The sequence below is a fragment of the Cellulosimicrobium sp. 72-3 genome, from assembly GCF_013127315.1.
Lineage (GTDB): Bacteria > Actinomycetota > Actinomycetes > Actinomycetales > Cellulomonadaceae > Cellulosimicrobium > Cellulosimicrobium funkei.
Genome location: NZ_CP053419.1, coordinates 498,396 through 522,196, shown reverse-complemented (window position 1 = coordinate 522,196; position 23,801 = coordinate 498,396). Strand labels below are relative to the sequence as shown.

The following is a 23,801-nucleotide window of genomic DNA, read 5'->3' as shown; positions in this document are numbered from 1 at the left end:
TATGGGCCTCGGGTTCGAGGGCGCGCCGGTGCGCCCGGCCGGTGCGACGTGGTCGTCCGCCGGTCCCCCACGACCGAAGAAGGCGTAGGGATATCACGATGCGAATCGATCGCAGGACGAGCGCGACGGTGGCGACGGCCGCCCTCGTGGGTCTCGCACTCGCCGCGTGCAGCGGCGGTGGTTCCGGTGACGGGGGCACCGGTGACGGGGGCGCTTCGGGGGGCGGCGACGAGGTCGAGGTCTTCACCTGGTGGGCCGCCGGCTCCGAGAAGGCGGGTCTCGACGCGCTGGTCGGCGTGTTCGAGGACCAGCACCCCGACGTGGAGTTCATCAACGGCGCGGTGGCCGGCGGTGCCGGCTCGGCCGCCAAGGACCTCCTCCAGTCCCGCCTCCAGGCCCAGGACCCGCCGGACACGTTCCAGGCGCACGCCGGTGCCGAGCTCCAGGACTACATCGACGCCGCGCAGATCGAGGACGTCTCCTCGCTCTACGACGAGTTCGGCCTCACCGACGTCTTCCCGGCCGACCTCGTCGACCGCCTCAAGTCCGACGACGGCGCGATCTACTCGATCCCGTCGAACATCCACCGCGCGAACGTGGTCTGGGCGAACCCGACGGTCCTCGAGGCCAACGGCGTCGACCCGGCCGCGACCTACGCGGACCTCGACGCCTGGATGGCGGACCTCGACAAGCTCCAGGCCGCGGGCGTCACGCCGCTGTCGGTCGCGACGACCTGGACCCAGGTCAACCTCCTGGAGACCGTGCTCCTCGCGGACCTCGGGGCCGAGGGCTACAACGGCCTGTGGGACGGCTCGACCGACTGGGAGGGTGCCGAGGTCACGGCCGCCCTCGAGGACTTCGAGAAGCTCATGAGCTACACCAACACCGACCGTGACGGGCTCGACTGGCCCGAGGCGACCCAGATGGTGATCGACGGCAACGCCGCGTTCAACGTCATGGGCGACTGGGCCGTCGCGGCGTTCGAGGAGCAGGGCAAGACGCTCGGCACCGACTTCACCGCGTTCCCCGTCCCGGGTACCGACGGCGTGTTCGACTTCCTCGCCGACTCGTTCACCCTCCCGGTGGGCGCCCCGCACCCCGACGGCGCCAAGGCGTGGCTCGAGACCGTGGGCTCGCTCGAGGGCCAGGTCGCGTTCAACAAGGCCAAGGGATCCATCCCGGCCCGCACCGACGCCGACCCGGCCGAGTTCTCGGAGTACCAGCAGACGGCGATCGAGTCGTTCGGCAACGACACGATCGTCTCCTCGCTCGCGCACGGCGCCGCCGCCCCGGTCGCGACGCTCAACGCGATCTCCGACGCGACGAGCAAGTTCACGTCCGGCGGGTCCGACCTCGCGACCTACCAGTCCGAGCTCGCCGCGGCCACCGCACAGGGCTGACACCGCTCCACGGAGCCGCCGCGCGTCGTCGGGCACGTCCCGACGGCGCGCGGCAGCCCCGCGAGCGGAACACGTCCCCCGGGGACGCCGGCGCTCCCGAGCGCCGCGTCCCCCGCACCCCACGACCGGGAAGACCCACCATGCTCAAGTCACTGCGACGAGCCGGCCCAGCGCTGCTGCTGCTCGCCCCCTCGCTGATCCTCGTCGGCGTGTTCGTCTACGGCCTGATCGGCGCGAACTTCAGGACGTCGATCACGGACAACCACACCGCGGCACAGGCCACGGGCCAGAAGCCGTCGGTCGTCGTGTGGTTCGAGAACTACACGGCCCTCCTCGGCAGCGAGGCGTTCCAGCACTCGCTGAAGAACCTCGTGCTCTACACGGTGGTCTTCCTCGCCGGCACGATGCTCATGGGCTTCCTGTGGGCGTGGATGCTGGACAAGCCCGTCAAGGGCGAGGGGATCTTCCGCTCGGTCTACCTGTTCCCCATGGCCGTGTCGTTCGTCGCGTCCGGTGTCGTGTGGCGCTGGCTCCTCAACTCGAACCAGGGCGAGCAGGCGAGCGGCCTCAACCGGTTGTTCCAGATCGTCGGGCTCGACTTCCTGCAGAACAACTGGTGGAACAACGTCACGTGGGGCATCACGGCGATCGCGATCCCCGCGATCTGGCAGCTCTCCGGGTACGTCATGGCGCTGTTCCTCGCCGGGTTCCGCGGCATCCCCGACGAGCTGCGCGAGGCCGCCCGCATGGACGGCGCGAGCGAGTGGAAGCTGTACCGCCACGTGCTGTTCCCGCAGCTCTCGCCCATCGCGCTCTCGGCGCTCATCATCATCGGCCACATGTCGCTCAAGGCGTTCGACCTCATCATGTCGATCTCGAAGCCCGCGAACTACCAGACCAAGGTTCCGGCCGTCGACATGTACGTCTTCAAGTCGAGCTTCGACTACGCCAACGCGGCAGCCGTCGGCTCGATCCTGCTGATCATCGTGGCCGTCGTCATCGTGCCCTACCTGATCCGCACCAACCGTCAGGAGAAGCGATGACGACCACCTCGACACCGGCCGTCCCCGCCCCCGACGTCGTCGGCACGCCGCGCCAACCCGCGCGCCGTACGCCGCGCGAGCGCTTCTCCGTCGGCCGCACGCTCAAGTACGCGGCGCTCGTGCTGTTCCTCGTCATCGTCCTCATCCCCGTCTACGTGCTCTTCGTGACGAGCTTCAAGGGCGCGGGCGACGCGTCGCCGGCGCGCGCGTGGTCGCTCCCGCAGACGTGGACGACGGAGAACTGGCAGACGGCGTGGACCGCGCTGTCCCCCGCCATCTGGCGCACGGTGCAGATGGTCGTGCCGTCCGCGATCATCGCGGCCTTCCTCGGGTCGCTCAACGGGTTCGTGCTCTCCCGCTGGTCGTTCAAGGGCGCGAACATCGTCTTCACGCTCATCCTCTTCGGGATGTTCATCCCGTACCAGGCCGTGATGATCCCGCTCAACCAGCTCGTGCTGGGCCTGGGCATCCCGAGCGGCGTGCCGTCGCTGATCCTGCTGCACGTCGTCTACGGCATCCCCATCACGACGCTCATCTTCCGCAACTACTACATGACCGTGCCGCACGAGCTCGTCGAGGCCGCGCGCGTCGACGGCGCAGGGATGCTGCGCACCTACTGGTCGATCATCCTGCCGATCTCGATCCCGAGCTTCGTGGTCGTGCTCATCTGGCAGTTCACGTCCGCGTGGAACGACTTCCTCTTCGCGGTGTTCTTCTCCTCCAGCCAGAACGGCCCCGTGACGCTCGCGCTGAACAACCTCGCGAACGGCGCGCTGCTGCAGAACTACGGCGTCTCGATGGCCGGCGCGCTCTTCGCGTCGCTCCCGACGCTGCTCGTGTACATCGTCCTCGGCAAGTACTTCGTCGGAGGGTTGATGTCCGGTTCGGTCAAGGGCTGACCCGACCGACCGCCCACCGCGGTCCCGAGGCCCGTCGGGGAGCATGGTCACCACCACGCTCCCCGACGGGCCTCCGTGCGTCCCCGCCCCCCGGCTTCACCCGCGGCAGTTTCGCCGAACCTCTGGACTCTGTCAGACAGCGCTGTCAGGATGGCGGGCACCGGCGCTCTGCACCCCCGCACCCGCACCCCGCGCCGCGCCGCCGTCCACGGCGGACCCGCTCCCGACGACGACGACGAGAGACCCCCACCATGACCCGATCACCCGCCCGGCCCCCGGCCGCGCGCCGCCCGCGGCGCCGCAGCACGAACGCCGTCCTCGCCCTCGCGACGGCCGGCTCCCTCCTCCTGGCCCCCGCGACCGCCCAGGGCGCGCCGACCGCTCCGCCCGCGGCCCCGGCGTCGACCACGGCCGATGCCACGCCCGCGTACGGCGCCCCCGACGAGACCGCCGCCGACTACTACGGCGCCCTGCTGCGGCACACGCGCTGGGTCGAGACCGTCTGGGACGAGTCCGCCGGGGTGTACCAGCTCAAGGACTTCAACTTCGCCGTCGTGCTGGGCAACGCCGTGCTCCTGACCCACGGCGAGTACGACGCCGAGCTCGCGGGCGTCTCGGAGGAGACGCTGCGCGCCCGCACGCTCGCGACGATCCGGCACTACGCGGCCACCAACCGGTTCGTGGACCCGGCAGGCACGTGGGGCAAGAAGCTGTTCTGGGACTCGACGTTCCAGTCGTACTTCCTCGCGGCCGGGACGCTGCTGTGGGACGAGCTCGACGCGACGACGCAGGCCAACCTCACGACCATCGCGACCGGCCAGTCCAGGTACACCGCCGACCTGGACTTCGGCAAGGACCCGCTCTCCGGGTCGTGGACCGCGGACTGGCCGACGGGCAAGCACGAGGGCGACACGGCGCAGGAGGAGGTCGGCGTCTACACGCAGGCCCTCGTGCCCGGCCTCGCGTGGGCGCCCGACGACCCCGACGCCGCGCGCTGGGCCGAGCAGCTCGGCGACTGGGGCCGCAACGCGGCGGGACAGCCGACGGCCGACCGGAACAACCCGGCCGTCGTCGCGGGCAGGCCCGTGTCGACGAACACCATGCAGACCATCCACGACACGTACCTCGTGGAGAACCACGGGTCGTTCGGCCCGCACTACCAGTCCGACATCTGGCGGTCCGGCGGGCGCAACGCGATCCACTTCCTGCTCCGCGACGAGCCGCTGCCGGAGATCCTCACGCACCAGCCCAACTCGGCGGAGCTGTGGGAGTCGATCAAGCTCGTCATGTCGGACGCGGGCGAGCCGTTCATGCCCATGGTCGCCGACCGCGAGTTCCTCTACGGCCGCGACGCCATCCCCATGGCGTTCCTCGGCCAGGTCCTGCGCGACCCCGACGCCGCGCGCGCCGAGGCGAACCTCGCCGCCGCGCTCGAGGACTACCAGTCGTACGCGCCGGTCCACCGGCTGGCGAAGTTCTCGGGCGAGCCCAAGTACGAGCCCGAGGCGCGCGCGGAGATCGCGATCTCCTACCTCCTGCACGTCGAGGCGGCCGAGTCGCCCGAGGGCCCCGTCGAGCCGACGCCGCAGGACGAGTTCTTCGAGCGCCTCGCCGGGGTGCGCGACTTCGGCGCCGGGCCCGGCCTGACCGTCCAGCAGACGGCGGACGCGTGGGCCGCGGCGTCGAGCCGCAAGGGCTTCGTCAAGTTCCCCTGGGTCCCCGCGCACGACTCGTGGCTGTTCCACGTCTCGGGCTCGACCCCGTTCCTCTACCCCACGACCGGTGCCACGGTCGACGAGCGGCACGTGACGACGTACACCGGCCCGCGCGACGGCTTCGAGGGCACGTCGTCGGTGTTCCGGGTCGGCAGCGGCTACGCGGGCCAGGTCACGCTCCCGACCGGCGCCGCCGTCTACGCGTCGACCGGGGCGGGCACGGAGGACGCCAGCCTGTCGGTCCGCAACCTCGCCATGAACGGCTACTCGGGCCTCGACGGGTCGCGCACCTACACGACCGCCGAGGGCGAGACCACCGCGACGCTCCCCGTGACGCGTCCGGCCGACCCCGCGGACGCGAAGGCGGTGCGCGTCGACGACCTGTCGTTCGCGCCCGTCACGGCGCGGTACGTCCGGCTCCTCGGGCAGCAGGGCCACCCGCAGTACGGCTACTCGATGTTCGCGTTCCACGCCTACGGCGACGAGGGGTCGACGACCGACCTCGCCGCCGGGAAGGTCGCGACAGCGTCCAGCCAGGACACGGCGGGCGGCCGCACCGCGGCGCGCGTGACCGACGGCAACCCGTCGACCCGCTGGGCCGTCGCGGTCGGCGAGCGCACGCGTCCCGACTCGTGGATCCAGGTCGACCTCGGCGAGGAGACCACCGTGGGCGGAGTGCGGTTCGCGTGGGAGGCGAGCGCGGGCGCGCGGTACCTCGTCCAGACGTCGACCGACGGCCAGACGTGGACCACCGCGACCGCGTACGGCAAGGCCCCGGCGGACGTGAACGTCGCGCGCCTCGACACCGTCGACCTCACCCCGGAGGGCGCGGACGAGCCCGCGCCGGTCACCACGCGCTACGTCCGCATGCAGGGCGTGCGCGGCGACGCGGCGTACGGCTACTCGCTCTACCACCTGCGCGCCTTCTCGCCCACGGGGACGAACGTCGCCGCGGGCAAGCCGGCCACCGCGTCGAGCGCCAACGGGTCGAACCCCACGAGCGCCGTCACCGACGGCTCCGCCACGACCCGCTGGGCCGTCGCCGTCGCGGACCGCACGAAGCCCGACTCGTGGGTCCAGGTCGACCTCGGCGCACCCACCGCGGTGAGCCAGGTCCAGCTCGGCTGGGAGGTCGCCGCAGGCCAGGAGTACCGCGTCCAGACGTCGCTCGACGGGCAGACGTGGCACGACGCCGCGTCGTTCCGGTACACGGGCGACCAGGTGCTGCGCAGCGAGGGCGACTGGCTCAACGTCGAGGGCGAGGCCGGGTTCGTCGTGCGCGGCTCGGACGCCCCCGTGACCGTCTCGCGCGCGACCGACACGCGGCACGTCGTGCGGCTCACCGACGGCGCGGCCGGGCCCCGGCTCGTCGAGATGGTCCCGGGCGACGCCGCGGCGACGGCCGCGCAGGCCGGGGCCCGCGTGCCCACGGCCGACACGGCGGGCGTGCTCGTGAGCGCGGTCGACGGGTACGTCGTCGCGTTCAACCTCACGGGCGCCGACGTCGCGACGACCCTCACCGTCCCGCACGACGGCGGGGCCGTCCCGGTCTACGCCGGCACCCAGACCGTCGGGGCGGACGCCTCGACGCTCGCGGTCACCGTCCCCGCGGGCGACGCCGTCGTCCTCGCGCCGCGCGCGACGGTCGCCACGCCGGCCGGGCATGCTCCCGCGGGGGTGACGGTCGCCGTCGCCGACGCGCGCTCGTTCCGCGTCACCGGCGACGGGGCGCCGGTCGAGCTGCGCCACGCCGAGACGGGCGCGACGCGCACGGTCGGGGCGACGCCGTCGGGCACGCGGGTCACCCTCCGGGACGCGACGCCGTTCCCGGTCGCGGACCACGCGCTCAGCACGCTCACGTTCCCCGCGTCCGTGCTGCCCACGGGCATGACGTCGCCCTCGCTCGCCGTCGACGGTGACGCCGCGACGTCGTGGGTCCCCGGACCGGACGGCCGCATGGTCACCGACCTGGGGTCGCCGCGCGAGATCGGCACGGTCGTCGCCGCGTGGGAGCGCGGCGGCGCGCCGGGGTCCGTCGTCTCCGTGAGCGACGACGGCCTCACCTTCACCGACGTCGGCACGATCAGCGCCGGTGGCGTGCGCGGCACGCTCGCCGTCGACCGCACGGCGCGGTACGTCGCGCTGAGCACGTCGTGGCAGGACGGCGACCCGGGCCTCACGGCCCTCCGGGTGCTCGCGCCTGGCGCGGCGGACCCGGCGTCGCCGGCCGCCGTCGCCGTGACCGCGACGGCCGAGGTGCGGTGCCTCGCGGGCAAGGCGTACGTGGCGGTGCGCGTCGTGAACGACGACGACGTCCCGCTCGACGTCGACGTCGCCACCCCGTGGGGCACGAAGAGCTTCCCCGCGGTCAGCCCGGGGAAGAACGCGTACCAGTCGTTCGCCGTCCGCGGGGCCACCACCGGCCCCGTGACCGCGACGGCCGCGCCGTCCGACGACGCCGACGAGCGCGAGACCGTCGCGACCCCGGAGCACGGCCAGCCGACCTGCGGCTGACCGTCCCGGTCCCCCGGACCCGGGGTCGTGCGCCCGCCCAGGGCGCGCGGCCCCGGGTCCGCCGCGTCCGGCACGCGCGTCCCGCGTGGCGCCTGCGTCGGGCCCGGATCGGGCCCGGCAGGTCGGGACCTTCGGCCGGTCCGGCGCGGGGGCCCGCGAGGATACGTTCGAGGTCCTGACGGCACCGCCGTCGGGAGGTCCGGACCGCCGGGCCGTCGTGGTCCGAAGGAGCCGCCGATGACCCGCCCCGGCCTCGTGGTCGCCGGACTGGACCGGCTGTCCGTCACGGACTGGCCCGGCCGACGGGTCGCCACCGTCCTCACCCAGGGCTGCCCGTGGCGCTGCGGCTACTGCCACCACCCGGGGCTGTGCGCGGTCGCCGCGCTCGGCGGCCCGCCGCCGCGGGACACGGTCCCCTGGTCCGAGGTCGTCGCGTTCCTCGCGCCGCGCCGTCGCCTGCTCGACGGCGTCGTGTTCTCGGGCGGCGAGCCCACCCTGCACCCCGGGCTGCTCGGCGCGATCGACGACGTGCGGGGCCTCGGCCTCGACGTCGGCCTCCACACGGCCGGCCCGTGGCCGGCGCGGCTCGCTCGGCTGCTGCCGTTCGTCGACTGGGTCGGCCTCGACATCAAGCACCTGCCGTCCCGCTACCCCGTCGTGACGGGCACGATCCCGTCGGGTCGGCGCGCGTTCGAGGCGCTGGCCGTGATCCTGCGCTCGGGCGTCGACCACGAGGTGCGCACGACCGTCGACCCGAGCGTCCACTCGCGCACCGAGCTCCTCGCGCTCGGCACGCACCTGCGCCGCCTCGGCGTGCGCGAGTGGGTGCTCCAGGAGGCCGTGCCCGACGGCGCGTCCCCCGCCTGGGCGCGCGGCCTCGCGGGCCGCCGCCTCACCGACGTGCTCGACGCGACCGACCTCGCCTGGGCGCGGCGGCGGGTCGCCGCCTGACGTCGCGCCGCGGGTGCGCGGGGTCGGGCCGCACGCGACGGCCCGATCGGGCGTGCCGGCGCCGCGCGGGCCCGCCCGTCAGACCGGGCGGACCGGCTGACGGAGCACGGTGCGCAACTTCGCGGAGTCGGTGCGCCGGACGTCGCTCAGGTAGATCTCGTGGTGCGGCCCGGCGAACGTGAGCCCGTGCTCGGGCAGGTAGACGTCGTGCAGCTCGGCGATCACCGGGCCCTCGTCGTCGTACGGGCCGACGTGCAGCGTCTGCACCGACCGCCCCTCCGTGAGGCTCGTGCGGCGCACGAGGTCGAGCGCGACCGGCGGCTCCTTCTTCGCCCGGAGCGTCTCCGTGGCGGCGACCACCGTGTCCTCGTCCACCCAGTCGGGCTGGAGGACGAGGAGGGTCCACCGCCACGCGCCCTTCTCGCGGCGCACGAACGTGCCCGGGTCGTCGGCCGTCCACAGCCCCTCGAGCGGCCCGACGACGTAGTCCCGCCCCGCGCGCTTGCTCGCGAACTTCACGGCGTAGGACAGCGAGAACAGCGCCTCGACCGCCTGCGCGTAGGCCGACGCCGTGTTGGGGTCGCCCTCGCCGTCGACGGCGAGATAGGCCAGGGTCGGCACGTCCACCTCGACGAACCGGCCGCGGGGCGGCGCGTAGAGCTCGCGGTGGGACGCCTTGAGGTCGACCTTGTCCGACGGCATGGCCCGACGCTACCGGGCCCCTCCGACACGCGAGCGCGCCGCCGGACGGTCCGCGCACGATGCCCGCACGCCTGATATCCAGGACGGGTGACCTCACCGCCGCCCCACCCCCCGCACGACCCGCGGCACGGGTCCGCGTACGGCGGCCCCCCACCGGGGCCGCACCCCGCCTACCCGCCGCACCCCGGGCACCCGGGTCCCGGGTATCCGCCGCAGCCCGGGCACGCGGGGCACCCGGGGCTCGGGTATCCGGCACCGGGGTATGCACCGCCGCCCCCGCCGCCGGCGGCCGCCTTCACACCGAGGTACCGACGCACCGCCTGGGTGCTCATCTGGGTGCCGGTCGTCCTCATGGTCGTCGCGGGCGCGCTGAGCATCGGCCTGCTCGCCTACGCGGACAGCGACCCGTCGAACAACTCGGCCGCCGGCTACCTCGCGCTGATGATGTGGGCGGCGATGCTCGTCGTCGGGCCGCTCCTGCTCGGGGCGTTCGTGCCAGGCTGCGTGATGCTCGCGCGCTCGAACCGCGCACGGGCGCTCACGCAGGTCACCGGCTACCGGCCGCCGGCCTGACGACGGGCTCCGGGTCGGGCCGCGCGGCGGGTGGCGTCACGTAGTCGACGACCGCCCGCACGACGTCGGGGTCGCGCAGCAGCCGGTGGTGCCCGAGCCCGTCGGTCGTGAGCAGCTCGCCCTCGGGCCAGGCCGCCGCGAGCGCGGCACCCACGGGGTACGGGACCTCCTTGTCGGCGCGGTCGTGCACGACGAGCGCCGGCGGCACCGGGTGGGTGCGCAGCGTCTCGCGCACGTCGAGCTCGGGCAGCGGGCGCCCGGCCAGGTCGGAGAGCCGGCTCTGGAGGAGCTCGCGCGTCGGGCGCGACAGGCCCAGCAGGTCGGCGAACCCGTCGAGCTGGCCGAGGACGTCGGCGATCGCCGCGACGAGCACGAGACGCCCCGCGGGCAGGCCGTCGCGCACCGCGAGCACGGTCGTCGCCGTGCCGAGCGAGTGCCCGACGACGGCCGTCGCCTCCCCGTGCTCGCGCACCACCGCGGCGAGGGCGTCCGCGAGCTCGGGCATCGTGCTGCGCCGCGGACCGAGGCGGCCGGGCCCGGAGTCCCCGTGGCTCGGCGCGTCGAACGCGACGACGCGGTGGCCCGCGGCGCGCAGGGGCTCGACGAACGCGCCGAGCTGGCCACGCCGCCCGCCCCACCCGTGCGCGAGGTAGACGACGCCGGTCCCCGTCCTCCGGCCGACCGTCCCGTCGTGCGCGTCGTCCGCGGAGGCGTGCGGGTCCCACGTCTCGACGACGACCCGCGCGCCGGACGACGTCGTCACGGTGCTCAGCGCACCGGCGACGGCGCGGTCGTCGCGGCGACGACCTGCGCCGTCGGGCGGGGTGCACCACAGGTCGAGGGCGAGCCGGGCGGCACGCCGGGGCGACACCGTCTGGAGCACCGCGAACCGGGCGCGCACGAGCGCGAGTCGAGCCGCGGCCTTCCGACGACGCGCGGCGCGCCGTCGGTCCAGGCGAACGGTCGTGCTTTTCTCGGCTCGCGAGGTGGTCACGAGGATCCTCTCCGTCAGGATGGGTCGGGTGCGGGGCAGGTGCTCAGGCGACGGGCACGGGTGCGCGCGACCCGTCGAGGAGCGCCTCGAACGCGCGACGCGCCCGGTCCTCGGCCAGCGGGTCGGCCATGAAGACGTGCGCGTGGTGCAGCGCGAGCATCACCCCGTACAGCTCCGACGCGAACTGCTGGGGGTCTACGTCGTCGCGGAAGCCGCTCTCCGCGACGCACGTCCGGTAGACCTGCGCGACGGTGTCGTACAGGTCCTGGTGGTCGCGCACGAGCTGGTCGCGGACCGGCCCCTCCTGGGCGGCGAGCTCGGTCGCCGCCTTGACGAACAGGCAGCCGCCGGGCTGCTGCCGCAGGTCGCACACGAGCCAGCGCTCGAACAGCTCGCGCAGGCGGCGCTCGCCCCGAGGTGTGCGCAGCGCGGGCGCCACGACCGTGTCGACGAACTCCGCGCGCGCCTGGTCGAGCACCGCGAGCTGGAGCGACTCCTTGGAGCGGAAGTGCGCGTAGAGCCCGCTCTTCGACATGCCCGTGGCACGCGCGAGCTCACCGATCGTCAGGCCCGCGAGGCCGACGCGGTACGCGGCCTCCACGCCGCGGTGCAGGATCGCCTGCCGCGTGTCGTCGCCCTTGGTCACCCGGCGAACGTAGCACGACCGTGCGGAAACCGAGAGAGTCGGCCGCCCGGCCGCGGCGTCACGAGACGCCCGGAAACGACGAACGGCCCCACCCGTCGGGTGAGGCCGTTCCGCTGTGCGCCCGGAGGGATTCGAACCCCCAACCTTCTGATCCGTAGTCAGATGCTCTATCCGTTGAGCTACGGGCGCTGGTCGTGCTGGCCGTTGATCGCTCACCGGCCGTCGAGAACACTACCGCGTCCTCGCCCTGATCCCAAACCGGATCCGGGCCCGGAGGCCGCGGCGTGACGGACGCCACGCCGTCCGACCGTCGCCGCACGGACAGCGCCGCACGGTCCCCCCACGGTCGGACCCGCGCCGGGCGACGTCCCGTCCCCAGCCCGACGCGGCGGCACCGCTCCCCGGCGGACGATCGACGCATGACGTTCACCGGCCCCACTCCCGTCCCCGGCGGCTCGCCACTCGTCGCGAGCGCGCTCACCAAGGTCTACGGCTCCGCGCAGACCGCGACGCACGCCCTCGCGGGCGTGAGCCTCACGGTCCGTCCCGGGGAGTCGCTCGCGATCATGGGCCCGTCCGGGTCCGGCAAGACGACGCTCCTGCACTGCCTCGCGGGCATCATCACGCCGACGTCCGGCTCGGTGTCGTGGCGCGGCGAGGACGTCGCGACGCTCTCGGAGGCGCGGCGCACGATCCTGCGCCGCCAGGACTTCGGCTTCGTCTTCCAGTCGGGCCAGCTCCTGCCCGAGCTGCCCGCCGTCGAGAACGCGGCGCTGCCGCTCATGCTCGCCGGCACGGCCCGCGCGGAGGCCACCGCGGTCGCCGCCCGCTGGCTCGCCCACCTCGGCCTCGCCGGGATGGAGCAGCGCCGGCCGGGCGAGCTCTCCGGCGGGCAGGCGCAGCGCGTCGCGATCGCGCGCGCCCTCGTCGGGTCGCCGGGCGTCGTGTTCGCCGACGAGCCGACGGGCGCCCTCGACCAGTCGACCGGCGCGGAGGTGCTCGACGTCCTGACCCGCGCGACCCGCGACTCGGGTGCCGCGCTCGTCGTCGTGACGCACGACGCCGGGGTCGCGCGGCACTGCTCGCGCACGGTGACGATGCGCGACGGGGTCATCTCCGGCGAGTTCTTCGCGCCCGGCCACGACGTCGCCGCCCCGGCCGTCCCCGGTCAGGAGAGCGCCCGATGAGGACCGTCGACCTCTGGTGGCTCCTGCGCCGCCGCAGCGCCGACGAGCGCGACCCGCAGGGCCTGACCAACGTGCTCGCCGTCATCGCGTTCGCCACGACCACCGCTATCCTGCTCGTCGTCGTGGGCGGGTTCGGGGCGTTCCTCGGCCGCGCGGGCGGGATCGAGGGCATGCAGGAGGGCGTGGACGCGGCCGTGACGTCCTACGACACGCAGTACCCGATCTTTGCCGGCATCGCCTCGCTCCTGCTGCTCATCCCGCTCGTGACGCTCGGCGGGGCGGCCGCGCGGCTCGCCGTCGCGCGCCGCGACGCGCGCCTCGCGGCGCTCCGGCTCGCAGGGGCGACGACCGGCCAGGTCACGTCCCTCACGGTGCTCGACGCCGCCGCCCAGGCCGTCACGGGCGCGCTCGTCGGCCTGGTCGGCTACGGCGCCCTCCTGCCGCTCGTCGCGCAGCTGCGCTTCCAGGGCCGCACGTTCGACGTCGCCGAGCTGTGGGTCGGCGTGCCCGCCCTGCTGGGCGCCGTCGTCCTCGTGGTCGCGGTCGCGCTCGTGTCCGCGCTCGTCAGCCTCCGGCGCGTCGCGATCACGCCGCTCGGCGTCGCCGCGCGCGTCACTCCCCCGGGCCTCAAGGCGGTGCGCCTGCTCGCGACCGGGCTCGCGGCCGTCGCGATGATCGTCGCGACCAACCTGTCGTTCGGCTCGGCCGCGGTGGGGATCACCGTCGTCGTCGTCATCCTGCTGATCGGCTTCGCGACGCTCAACCTCGTCGGGCCGTTCGTCATCTGGGTCGTCGGCAGGATCACCGCCGGCTCCGCGCGCCGCGTGCCCACGCTGCTCGCCGGACGGCGGATCGTGGACAACCCGAAGACCGCGTGGCGGTCCGTGGGCGGGGTCGCGCTCGCGACGTTCATCGCGGGCCTCGCGAGCATCTTCGCGCTCTTCGACCCGGGCATGGCGTCCGACCCCGCGGAGGCCCAGTTCCTCGTCGACATCAAGACGGGCGGCTTCCTCACCCTCGCCATCGCGGGCGTCCTGGCCGCCGTCTCGACGGGTGTCATGCAGGCGGGCCGGGTCATCGACCAGCGCGGCGAGTACCGCACGCTCGTCCTCGCGGGCACCGACCTGCGGACGCTCGACCGGGCGCGCTTCCGCGAGACGCTCGTGCCGCTCGTCGTCAGCGTGGGCGTCGCGACCGCGGCCGTGCTGCTGTTCATGGTGCCCGTCCTCGGCATCAACGCCTTCACGAACGCGAGCGTCGCCCTGCAGTTCCTGCTGTGCGTCCTGGGGGCGTCCGCGCTCGTGCTCGCCGGGGCGGGCGCGTCGCGGTTCGTCGTGCGGTCGGCGCTCGCGACGACCGGCACGGCGTAGGGCACGGCCCACGGCGCAGGGCCGACGTCGGGGCGTCACGCAGGGCCGGTGACGGCACCGGGGCGGCTGGGGCTCGCCACGAGCCCGGCCGCCCCGCCCGCGCGTCGGGCGGTAGGGGCCGCACGATCCCGGGCAACAGAAAAGGCCCCGGGTGCGTGCACACCGAGACCTTCCTGAGCGGAGACGGAGGGATTTGAACCCTCGAACGGGTTGCCCCGTTACCACCTTAGCAGGGTGGCGCACTAGACCTGACTATGCGACGTCTCCTCGCAGGACTCTGCGGAGAGCCTGCGTCGCCCAGGGTACAAGGGCGTCGCCACCAGACCAAACCGCTGGCCCGACGGCGTCCCCTCCTACCGCTCGAAGGTCCACTCGCGGTCGGTGAGCATGCGTGCGACGGCAAGCCCGATCGCGAGCGCGACGATCACCAGGCCCGCCTCCACGGCGTAGGCGAGGGCCTGCGCCGTCGCCCCGGTGTTGAACTCGTACACCGCCCGGTACGCCGTGACGCCGGGGACCATGATGACCACGGCCGGGACGGACACCGTGATGCGGGGGACGCGCAGCGCGGGCGCGACCGTCGCCGCGAGGAGCCCCACGAGCAGCGCCGCCGCCGCGGCGGCCGCCTGCGGGACGACGTCGGCGTCGACGAGGAGCAGGCGCCCCACGTTGGCGACCATGCCGATCGAGGCCGCCCCCAGCGCCATCGCCCAGGGGCTGTTGAACATCAGCGCGAACCCGAGCACCCCGAGGAAGCTCGCGACCGCGCGCAGGCCGAACAGCAGCGGCTCCGCGAGGACCGGTGCGGGCACCGGGTCCGGGGCGAGGCCCGCGGCGGCGGAGACGCCCCACACCGCCAGCGCCGCCGACGCGAGGATCATCAGCGCGTACGTCACGCGCGCGACGCCCGCCGAGAAGTCGAGCTTCGCGAGGTCGAGCGCGCCCGTCACGAGCGCGAACCCGGGCACGAGGAACAGCACCGCCGAGACGTACCCCGCCTCGTGGCCGCCCTCGACCCCCGCCAACTCCGAGAGCCCCAGCACGAGCCCCAGGTACGCGACGCTCGCGACCGCGGCCGCGAGCATCGTCACGCCGAACTGGTTGATGCCGCGGTGCAGCATCGCGCGCCGGACGCCCTGCCCCAGCGCCGCCGCGACGAGCACGGCGCCGCACTCGACGAGGCCGCCGTGGTTGAGGAACGCGAACGCGGCGCACGCGATCCCCGCCCACAGGGCGTTGAGGAACGCCCCGTAGAGCGGCGGTCGGCGCGCGATCCGGTCGAGCTCCGCGTCGACCTCGTCGAGGTCGGCCCCCGCCGGCAGCGTGGCCGAGAAGCGCTCGAGCTGCGCGAGCCGGTCCGCGTTGATCCCGATGGAGCGCACCTCGGTGAGCTCCGTGCGGAAGATCGGCCCGCGGTAGGACGTCGCGGTGATCTCCGTCAGCGTCACGTGCGCCGCGATGCGGTCCAGGCCCAACGCCCGGGCCGCGCGCGTCATGTGCGACTTCACGCGGTAGCTGCCGGTGCCCGCGGACAGCGCGAGTCGACCGATCCGCAGCACGGTGCCCGACCGGCGGATGAGGTCGACGGGCTCGAGACCGGCTTCGTCGGCCGGGGAGGGCTCAGGCGTCACGACGCCATGATCCCGTACCGCCCCGCGACCGGCACTCGCCGAAGGTCCCGGACCTCCCGGCCAGAGCCCCGCGCCGTCGTGGCGTACCGTCTGCCCATGGCCGCCGACGTCCCCCGCACCGCCCCCGCCGACGTACCCGGGCGCGGTGGCCCGCGCGTCCCGACCGACTTCGACGTGCTGGTGGTCGGCTCGGGGTTCGGCGGCAGCGTCGCCGCCCTGCGCCTCACCGAGAAGGGCTATCGCGTCGGCGTCCTCGAGGCGGGCCGCCGCTTCACCGACGAGGAGCTCCCCCGCACGTCGTGGCGTCTCCGGTCGTTCCTGTGGGCACCCGCCCTCGGGTGCTTCGGGATCCAGCGCATCCACCGCCTCCGCGACGTGCTCGTCCTCGCCGGCGCCGGTGTCGGCGGCGGCAGCCTCGTGTACGCGAACACGCTGTACGAGCCGCTCGACGACTTCTTCACGGACCCCGCCTGGGCCGACGTCGCCGACTGGCGGTCCGAGCTGGCGCCCTGGTACGACCAGGCGCGCCGGATGCTCGGCGTGACCACCTACGCCGGACGCACCCCCGCGGACGACGTCCTGGAGGACGTGGCCCGCGAGACCGGGGTGGGCGACACCTTCGTGAAGGCGCCGGTCGGTGTGTTCTTCGGCCGAGGCGGGACACGGGAGCCGGGGGTCACCGCCCCCGACCCCTACTTCGGCGGGGCCGGGCCCGAGCGGCGCGGCTGCACCGAGTGCGGCGCGTGCATGACGGGGTGCCGGGTCGGGGCGAAGAACACGCTCGTGAAGAACTACCTCTACCTCGCCGAGCGCGGCGGCGCCCAGGTCCTGCCGCTCACGACCGTCACCGAGGTGCGGCCCGTGCCCGACGGCGCGGGCGGCGTCGTGCACGAGGTCCTCGCCCATCGCTCGGGGCGCCCCTGGGCAGGACGGCGGCGCTACACGGCACGACACGTCGTGCTCTCCGCGGGGGCGCTGGGCACGCAGAGACTCCTCCACGCCATGCGGGACTCGGGACGCCTGCCGGGGGTCTCCGAGCGACTGGGACACCTCACGCGCACCAACTCCGAGGCCCTGCTCGGCGCCACGGTCCGGCGTCGCGACCACCAGCGACGGTCCGACGCACCCGACTACTCGCGCGGCGTCGCGATCACGTCGTCGTTCTACCCGGACGCCCGGACCCACGTCGAGCCCGTGCGGTACGGGAAGGGGTCGGGGGCCATGGGGCTGCTCCAGACCGTCCTCACGGACGGTGGCCCGGGCAGGTGGCGCACCTGGATGCGGGAGCTGTGGCGCCGACGTCGGGACCTGCCGGCGATGGCCGACCTGCGCGGCTGGTCGTCGCGGACGATCATCGCGCTCGTCATGCAGAGCCACGACAACTCGCTCACCACCTCACTGCGGCGCGGGTTCCTCGGCCGCAAGGTCCTCACGTCCCGCCAGGGGCACGGCGCGCCCAACCCGACCTGGATCCCGGCCGGGAACGACGCCGCGCGCCGCATGGCCCGGCGCATGGGCGGCATGCCGGGAGGGACCGTCGGCGAGCCCTTCGACGTCCCGATGACGGCCCACATCCTCGGCGGGTGCGCGATCGGCGCCTCGCCGCGGACGGGTGTGATCGATCCGTACCACCGTGTCCACGGTCAGCCCGGCCTGCACGTCATGGACGGGTCCGCGGTGAGCGCGAACCTCGGGGTGAACCCGTCGCTCACGATCACGGCGCTCGCGGAACGGGCCTGTGCGCTCTGGCCCAACGCGGGGGACGAGGACGGGCGCCCGCCGCTCGGCGCTGCGTACGCCGTGCTGGACCCGGTGGCACCGCGGCACCCGCTGGTCCCGGCGCACGCCCCGGCAGCACTGCGCCCGGCGCGCGTCAGGCCGGGACGGAGCACGGCTCCCGACCCGGCCTGACGGCACGACTGGCGGAGGGCGAGGGATTCGAACCCCCGGTGCGTCGCCGCACAACGGTTTTCAAGACCGTCACATTAGGCCGCTCTGTCAGCCCTCCCGGCGAGCCATTGTGGCACGCCCCGCCCGTGCACGACGACGGCGGGCCGACCCGTGGAGGGCGGCCCGCCGTCGTGCGGTGGCGCGGGGTGCGGGAGCGGTCAGGCCGCGCCGCGGAGCTGGCGCATCGCGAGCTGGACGAGCGCGATGAGCGTCTGCTTCGTCGCCGCGCGCGAGCGCGCGTCCGTGTAGAGCATCGGCACGTGCGGCGGGATCTGCAGCGCCTCGCGGACGTCCTCGAGCTTGTGCTTGGCCACGCCGTCGAAGCAGTTGACGCCCACGACGAACGGGATGTTGCGCGACTCGAAGTAGTCGATCGCCGGGAAGCACTGCTCCAGGCGGTCGGTGTCGACGAGCACGACGGCGCCGATCGCGCCGCGGACCAGGTCGTCCCACATGAAGAGGAAGCGGTCCTGGCCCGGCGTGCCGAACAGGTAGAGCCACAGGTTGCCCGGCAACGAGACGCGGCCGAAGTCCATCGCGACGGTCGTCGTCGTCTTGCGGTCGGACACGCCGCCCGCGTCGTCGACGCCCACCGAGTGCTCCGTCATCGCGGCCTCGGTGTTGAGCGGCTCGACGTCCGAGATCGAGCCGATGAACGTCGTCTTGCCGACGGCGAAACCGCCCGCCACGACGATCTTCACGACCGTCGGCGCGGTCCGGGACGCCGTCGCACCCCCGGGCTGCGCCGCCGCGGCGGGCGGAGCCACGGGCGCTGCCGCGACCGGGCGCGCGGGGGCCGCCTGCTGCACCGGGGCGACCGGCTGAGCAGGCGCCTGCTGAGCAGGCGCCTGCTGAGCGGGAGCCACGGGCTGCGCGGCAGCCAGGGGCTGCGGCGCGGTGCGCGGCTGGGCCGCGGCCTGCGCGACGGGAGCCGACGCAGGCTGCGCGGCGGCCGGGGACGGCTGCGCGGCGGCCGGAGCCGGGGCGGGCTGCGCGGCGGCCGGAGCAGGGGCGACCGGCTGCGGTGCGGCCGGAGCCGTCGCGGGCTGCGGTGCCACCGGCGCAACGGGCTGCGGTGCCGCCGGCTGCGGCGCCGCCGGAGCGACGGGCTGGGCCGCGGCCGGCTGCTGCGGTGCCGCAGGCTGGCCGGGCGTCGCCGGAGCCGCCTGGGTCGGCACGCCGACGGGGGCGCTCACCGGAGCCCACGCCGTCTGGCGCAGCGCCGGCTGACCGCCGGGCGCACCCCCGCTCGCCCCGGACGGCTGCCCTGCCTGCGGCCCGCTCCCCGAGCCGTCAGAGGGTGGAAATGCCATTGAGAACACTCTCCAAGACGCTCAGGGACAGACCCGAGTGGTTGCTGCCGTGACCCGTGTGGACGTTGAGCGGGGTCGACGTGTGGACGGTGATGTAGTTGTCCTCCTGCAGGTCCGCGACGAGCACCTTCGTCACGCCGAGCGGCAGGCGCAGGAGCGCGGAGAGCTCGGCGATCGAGACGTACGTGTGCGCGGCGTGCTGGAGGATCGAGCGCTTCTCGGGCGGCAGCCCGAAGCTGTTCACGGCACCCGGCATGACCTCGACGAGCGCCTCGAGCGGGAGGTCGGACGTGGCGGACCGCACGCGACCACCCGTCACCGCGTACGGGCGGACGGTCGCCGCCTCGTACCCGTCGTGGGCTCCCATGCTGCCGAAAGGTACGTTCGTCATCGATCAGTCCTCATCCCACCGGGGTTCGGGTCGCACCGTCGACCGGAAGGCTACCCCGCATCTCCGAGATGAGCTGCGGCGTCAGGGTCGCCTCCGTGCGCGAGACGAGGAGCGCCATCTCGTAGCCGATGAGGCCGATGTCGCAGTTCGCCTCGGCCACCACGCCCAGGACGGAGCCGTTCGACACGTTCATGAGGAACAGGAACCCGTTGTCCATCTCGATGATGGCCTGCCGGACGTTCCCGCCGTTGAGCTGGCGGGCCGCACCGCGGGTCAGGCTCGACATGCCCGAGACGATCGCGGCGAGCTGGTCACCGCTCGTCCGGTCGAGCTGGTCGGACATCGCCATGAGCAGGCCGTCCGCCGACACCACGAGCGTGTGCCGGCTGCCCGGTACGGTCCGCACGAAGTTGTCGAGCAGCCACCCGAAGTTCGTGGCCTCGGTGCTGAGCGCGTTCACTGTTCCTCCTCGTCAGTTGCCGCAGACGGCATGTCGTCACCGCGCCTGCGGCGCTGAATCAGGGACATAATCCATGGCCTCGGGGTTCCACGTCGAACTCGTCTCGTCCTGCCCCTCGACACGCCCGCGGGCGGTCGCCGACTGGAACGCCGAAAGGCGCGCCCGCAGCTGCTCCGGGTCGCGGTCGATCCGCGCCGTGAAGCGGTCGACGTACCCGTCGCGCTCCTCGCCGCGCGAGCGTCGCGCGAGGCCCGACGCCGCGGCGTCGACCTTGAGCGGCTGGTAGATGCCGTCGTTCGGGTCCGCCAAGGTCGCTTCCTGGAAATCGGTGCTGCCCTGCAGCAGGGTGGACATCTCCTCGTACAGCACCGCCGACGCCATCCAGTCCGACCGCGCCTCGACCGAGTCGGACACGTACCCCGCGTCCAGTGGCTCGAGGGACTCCGCGACCGGGCGCCGGGCGAGCGGGCTCGGCGGACCGTAGCCCGACGCCGCGTCCCTGGCGGGAGCGGCGTCCCACGCGGCGGCGGGGGCCGGCTCGGGCGCGGACGGTCGGACCGCGGGGTACGGGTCGTCCTGGACCGGGGGGAGGCTCCGCGTCTCCTGCACCGGGGCCGCCGGCGCCTCGGGGGCGAAGGACGGCGTGGGTGCAGCAGGGAGGTCGGCGCGCGGCGCGAACGCGGACGTGCGTGCCGGCGCGCCCGGCTCCTGCCGCGCGGCCGGGGCCGCCTGGACCGGGGCGGGCGCCGCGGGCGCAGGTGCCACCGGGTTCGACGCCGCGGGTGCGGCCGCCGCGGGTGCGGCCGCCGCCGGTGCCGGCGCCGGCGTCGAGACCGCCGGGCGCGAGGCGAGCGCCTCCGCCGAGGGGCCGGCGGGTCGCGTCGCCTGCGGCGTGGCGGTCGTCCGCGGACGACGCCCGAAGAGACCGCGCTTGCGCGCCTGGCTCTCGCGCAGCGATCGGCGCGTCGGGAGGTCGGCCATGAGCTCCTCGAAGCGGGGAAGCGCCTCGAACGAGAGCTCGGCGGGGATCTCCTCGGCACCGTCCGCGGCACGGCCCTCGGCCACGACCGGGACGTCCGTCTGCTCCGGGGCGGAGGGCGCCACGGGCCGGACCTCGGTCGCGGCCTGGTTCCGGTCGGCGAGCGGCGCGCGCTCGGCCGCGGGCTGCTCGGGCTGCGGCGCCACGGGCGGGACGACGCGGGTCGCGTCGAGCGGCGCGTCGGCGAACGACGACGGCGCCCAGCCCGCGGACGCGGTCTCCTGCGCAGGCTCGGGCTCCCACGTCTGCTCGGCGGGCTGCTGCGGCGTCCACGCCTGCTCGGCGGGCTGCTCCGGGGTCCACGCCTGCTCGGCGGGCTGCTCCGGGGCCCAGGCCTGCTCGGGCGCCCAGGCCTGCTCCGTGCCCGTGGCCGCGCTCGGGGCGGCCGGCTGCTCCGCGACCTCCGGCGGGGTCCAGACGACCTCGTGGTGGACGGCGGCCTCGGCCGTCGGCACGTCGCTCACCAGCGGGATGTCGGTCGCCGTGACGTCCGGCGCGACCGGCAGCTCGACCGGGTTCTCGGTGACCGGTCGCTCGCCCACGGGGCGGAAGCTCGAGAAGAGCGCGCTGCGGGTGCTGACGTCGAGCACCGGGATCTCGGCCGAGACGGGCTCGACCGGGGTCGTGGCGGCACGGGACCGGCTCGGGAGCGCCGACGCGGCGGGAGCCACCTCCGCGGGCGGGGTCCAGGCCTCGTCCGCGGCGGGCAGCTCGTCCGGGAGGGCCGGGGTCGCGAGCGGCGGGAGCACGATGGCGCCCGTCTGCGGGCCCGACGCGAACGACGCGCTGGGCGCGGCCGCCGCCGGGTCGACCGTGCGGGAGCGACGGCGCGGCATGCCCGTCTGCGTGGTCCCGTCGGTGAGCGCGTCGAGGTCGACCGGCACGGCGGCGGGGGCCTCGGGCTCCACGGCCGCGACGGACGCCGTCGGGGCGGGGGCGGCAGCGGCGGGCTCGGCGGGGAGCGCCGGCATCACGCCCGTGCTCGTGAGCTGCTGCGCGGCGGCCTGGGTGCTCGTCTCCAACGGGTCCGTCGGCTGCGGGAGCGGGACGTTCGAGTCGGGCACGAAGAGGACGGCCGGGAAGGACACGACGACCTCGGTGCCCTGCTCGTCGCCCCCGGCGCTGAAGCGGACCTTGGCTCCGAGCCGCTCCGAGAGGCGGCCGACCACGAACAGGCCCAGGCGCTGGGCGCCGACGACGTCCGAGGCCGCGTGCGTCGCGACCTTCCGGTTCGCCTCCGCGATCTCCTCGGCCGTCATGCCCAGACCGTGGTCCCGGACGGTGATGTGCACGAAGTCCGCGTCGCGGCCGGTGGTGACCTCGACGGGCGTGTGCGGCTCGGAGAACATCGTGGCGTTCTCGAGGAGCTCGGCGAGCAGGTGCGCCGCGTTGAGCGCGTTGTGCCCCAGCATGAGCGGGTCGACGACGAGGTTGAGGCGCACGCGGTCGTACAGCTCGATCTCGGAGGACGCGGTACGGATCACGTCGGAGGCCGGCATCGGCTGGCGCACCCGACGGCCCGAGTCGATGCCGGCGAGCACGAGCAGCGACTCTGCGTTGCGGCGCATCCGGGTCGCGAGGTGGTCGAGGCGGAAGAGGTTGGACAGCGTGCCCGCGTCCTCCTCGGAGCGCTCGAGGTCGTCGAGGAACGCGAGCTGGCGGTTGAGGAGCACCTGGTCGCGGCGGGCCACGTTGACGAACATCTCGGCGATCGAGCCACGCAGCGCGGCCTGCTCGCGGGCGACCTTGATCGTCGTCTGGTTCACGTCGTTGAACGCGGTGGCGAGCTGGCCGACCTCGTCGCTGGACTCGACGGTGATCGGCGCGAGGTCGATGCCCGGACCCTGGCCAGGCACGGCGACCTGCTCGACGAGCTTGGGGAGCTGGTCACGGACGTCCTCGGCGGCGTCGGTGAGGCGCCGCAGCGGGTTGACGATCGCACGCGCGATGAAGCCGGCCACGAGGATCGAGGCGACGACCGCGGCGAGCGTCACGAGGATGGTGATCACGGCGCGCGTCGTGGCGGCCCCCGCGAGGTCCGAGGCCTTCTCCGCGGTCTCGGTGCGCACCGCGTCGCGCACGGGGGCGGTCTGGTCGCGGTCCTCCTGCGAGAGCGTCGGCCACTGCGCCGCCTGGCTGGGCGGGGTGGCTGCCGGGCGCGACCCGATGAGGTTCTGCCGGATCTGGTTGTAGGTCGCCGTCGGCGTCTCGAGGCGGAACTCCCCGGGCAGCTGGCGGACCGCGGCGCGCGCGCGGGCGGCGAGCGTGTCTCCGGTGGTGACGAGGACGGCGGCCTGCTGGTTGGTGACGGTGTTCTGCTGGCCCGCCTGCGCGGCCTGGAGCACCGCTCCAGCCAGCGGCTGCTCGAGCGCCTGCTGGGCGAGCAGCTCGTCGAGGAGCACGTAGGTGTCGAGGTACTGCGCGAGGCTGCGGTCGGGAGTGGTGTCCGCGAGCGTGCGCGGCACGTCCAGCGCCGCGTCGATGAGGTCGCTGTACATCGAGTTGCGCTGCAGCTGGCCGAGACCGGACCGGTCGATCGCCTGGCGGACACCCACGAGCTCAGACCGGTCACCGATCGTGTCGGCCACGGCCTTGCGCACGCGGGGGTCGAGTGCGGAGGTGTTGAGCCGCTCGTACGCGCGGTCGCGCGCGTCGAGCGCGCGGTCGGTCTTCTCGCGCTGCGCCATCATCTGCGCCTCGGCCTCCTCGGCCGTGTCGCGCGTGCTGTTGGCGTCGAGGAACGAGTACGTGCGCTCGGCCGCGATCTCCGTCCCGGCCGCGTCCTGCGCCGCGAGCGCCGCGACGAGCGCGCTCGTCTGGCTCGCGTCGCGCGCGGTCCCGATGGCCTGGGCCGAGATGATCGCCGCGGCGGCGAAGAGGACGAGGACGGGCACCGCGAGTGCCGCAAGGATCTTCCCGCGGACGCTCAACCTGCGGAGCATACGAACCTGCCTCCATCACCTGGTCCACCCGTTCGGCGGCATGGTCGACGCGCGTGGCAGCGGCGCCTCCCGGGCTCGCTC

17 protein-coding genes and 3 tRNA genes are annotated in these 23,801 nt (G+C 74.4%); 9 read left to right on the top strand and 11 right to left on the bottom strand.

Features of this window, described 5'->3' with window-relative positions:
- Positions 1 to 98 precede the first annotated feature (98 nt).
- The 5 genes from HKK73_RS02385 to HKK73_RS02365 all read left to right on the top strand — a co-directional run bounded on the left by HKK73_RS02385 (position 99) and on the right by HKK73_RS02365 (position 8,522).
- Positions 99 to 1,400 (top strand): ABC transporter substrate-binding protein, encoded by a 1,302-nt coding sequence (locus tag HKK73_RS02385; protein ID WP_171467363.1) that lies wholly within the window; start codon positions 99 to 101, stop codon positions 1,398 to 1,400.
- A 140-nt stretch (positions 1,401 to 1,540) separates the two neighbouring features.
- On the top strand, positions 1,541 to 2,443 hold the full coding sequence (locus tag HKK73_RS02380; protein WP_021482933.1) for a carbohydrate ABC transporter permease: 903 nt from the start codon (positions 1,541 to 1,543) through the stop codon (positions 2,441 to 2,443).
- Positions 2,440 to 3,342: a carbohydrate ABC transporter permease gene (locus HKK73_RS02375; RefSeq protein ID WP_034652728.1), complete on the top strand. Its 903-nt coding sequence runs from the start codon at positions 2,440 to 2,442 to the stop codon at positions 3,340 to 3,342. Before HKK73_RS02380 ends, HKK73_RS02375 begins: the two co-directional genes overlap by 4 nt.
- 251 nt (positions 3,343 to 3,593) lie before the next feature.
- A complete protein-coding gene (locus HKK73_RS02370; protein ID WP_171467362.1) occupies positions 3,594 to 7,571 on the top strand; it encodes a discoidin domain-containing protein in 3,978 nt (1,325 codons plus the stop codon).
- 237 nt (positions 7,572 to 7,808) lie between these two features.
- A complete protein-coding gene (locus HKK73_RS02365) occupies positions 7,809 to 8,522 on the top strand; it encodes an anaerobic ribonucleoside-triphosphate reductase activating protein (RefSeq protein ID WP_171467361.1) in 714 nt (237 codons plus the stop codon).
- Between the two features lie 78 nt (positions 8,523 to 8,600).
- Here the strand turns inward: HKK73_RS02365 and HKK73_RS02360 are convergent, their stop codons facing one another.
- Positions 8,601 to 9,224, bottom strand: a complete 624-nt coding sequence (locus tag HKK73_RS02360; RefSeq protein WP_171467360.1) for a GyrI-like domain-containing protein — start codon at positions 9,222 to 9,224, stop codon at positions 8,601 to 8,603.
- Positions 9,225 to 9,548: 324 nt separating this feature from the next.
- Here HKK73_RS02360 and HKK73_RS02355 point away from each other — a divergent pair, with 324 nt between their 5' ends.
- Entirely contained in the window at positions 9,549 to 9,797 is a 249-nt protein-coding gene (locus tag HKK73_RS02355; protein ID WP_051028388.1) for a hypothetical protein, read from the top strand.
- Here the strand turns inward: HKK73_RS02355 and HKK73_RS02350 are convergent.
- From HKK73_RS02350 to HKK73_RS02340, 3 genes are all read right to left on the bottom strand, one after another.
- Complete coding sequence (locus HKK73_RS02350; RefSeq protein ID WP_171467359.1) at positions 9,772 to 10,698, bottom strand: alpha/beta fold hydrolase; 927 nt, start codon at positions 10,696 to 10,698, stop codon at positions 9,772 to 9,774. The genes HKK73_RS02355 and HKK73_RS02350 overlap by 26 nt on opposite strands.
- 136 nt (positions 10,699 to 10,834) lie before the next feature.
- Positions 10,835 to 11,437, bottom strand: a complete 603-nt coding sequence (locus HKK73_RS02345; protein ID WP_085386677.1) for a TetR/AcrR family transcriptional regulator — start codon at positions 11,435 to 11,437, stop codon at positions 10,835 to 10,837.
- A gap of 116 nt (positions 11,438 to 11,553) precedes the next feature.
- A tRNA-Arg gene (locus HKK73_RS02340) sits at positions 11,554 to 11,626 on the bottom strand.
- A gap of 230 nt (positions 11,627 to 11,856) precedes the next feature.
- On the opposite strand from HKK73_RS02340, the gene HKK73_RS02335 reads away from it, so the two are divergent.
- Together HKK73_RS02335 and HKK73_RS02330 are read left to right on the top strand one after the other, a co-directional pair.
- The gene (locus HKK73_RS02335; protein WP_076403718.1) at positions 11,857 to 12,624 is read left to right on the top strand and encodes an ABC transporter ATP-binding protein; all 768 of its coding nucleotides are present in this window, start codon (positions 11,857 to 11,859) and stop codon (positions 12,622 to 12,624) included.
- Positions 12,621 to 13,994: a hypothetical protein gene (locus HKK73_RS02330; RefSeq protein ID WP_061267187.1), complete on the top strand. Its 1,374-nt coding sequence runs from the start codon at positions 12,621 to 12,623 to the stop codon at positions 13,992 to 13,994. Before HKK73_RS02335 ends, HKK73_RS02330 begins: the two co-directional genes overlap by 4 nt.
- A 178-nt stretch (positions 13,995 to 14,172) precedes the next feature.
- On the opposite strand, the gene HKK73_RS02325 is transcribed toward HKK73_RS02330, so the two are convergent.
- Positions 14,173 to 14,261, bottom strand: a tRNA-Ser gene (locus HKK73_RS02325).
- Between the two features lie 86 nt (positions 14,262 to 14,347).
- The gene (locus HKK73_RS02320) at positions 14,348 to 15,625 is read right to left on the bottom strand and encodes a threonine/serine exporter ThrE family protein (RefSeq protein ID WP_171467358.1); all 1,278 of its coding nucleotides are present in this window, start codon (positions 15,623 to 15,625) and stop codon (positions 14,348 to 14,350) included.
- Between the two features lie 96 nt (positions 15,626 to 15,721).
- Between HKK73_RS02320 and HKK73_RS02315 the strand changes: the two genes are divergently transcribed.
- Positions 15,722 to 17,536: a GMC oxidoreductase gene (locus HKK73_RS02315; RefSeq protein ID WP_171467357.1), complete on the top strand. Its 1,815-nt coding sequence runs from the start codon at positions 15,722 to 15,724 to the stop codon at positions 17,534 to 17,536.
- A gap of 9 nt (positions 17,537 to 17,545) precedes the next feature.
- Here the strand turns inward: HKK73_RS02315 and HKK73_RS02310 are convergent.
- The 5 genes from HKK73_RS02310 to HKK73_RS02290 form a co-directional block, all read right to left on the bottom strand.
- Positions 17,546 to 17,633 (bottom strand) — tRNA-Ser (locus HKK73_RS02310).
- 100 nt (positions 17,634 to 17,733) lie between these two features.
- Positions 17,734 to 18,342: an ATP/GTP-binding protein gene (locus tag HKK73_RS02305; RefSeq protein WP_171468648.1), complete on the bottom strand. Its 609-nt coding sequence runs from the start codon at positions 18,340 to 18,342 to the stop codon at positions 17,734 to 17,736.
- A gap of 526 nt (positions 18,343 to 18,868) precedes the next feature.
- Positions 18,869 to 19,279 carry a DUF742 domain-containing protein gene (locus HKK73_RS02300; RefSeq protein ID WP_021483501.1) on the bottom strand — a complete coding sequence of 137 codons (411 nt, stop codon included), beginning with the start codon at positions 19,277 to 19,279 and terminating at the stop codon, positions 18,869 to 18,871.
- 10 nt (positions 19,280 to 19,289) lie between these two features.
- Entirely contained in the window at positions 19,290 to 19,739 is a 450-nt protein-coding gene (locus HKK73_RS02295; RefSeq protein WP_021483502.1) for a roadblock/LC7 domain-containing protein, read from the bottom strand.
- A 36-nt stretch (positions 19,740 to 19,775) separates the two neighbouring features.
- Positions 19,776 to 23,708 carry a sensor histidine kinase gene (locus HKK73_RS02290; RefSeq protein WP_171467356.1) on the bottom strand — a complete coding sequence of 1,311 codons (3,933 nt, stop codon included), beginning with the start codon at positions 23,706 to 23,708 and terminating at the stop codon, positions 19,776 to 19,778.
- Between the last annotated feature and the right edge of the window lie 93 nt (positions 23,709 to 23,801).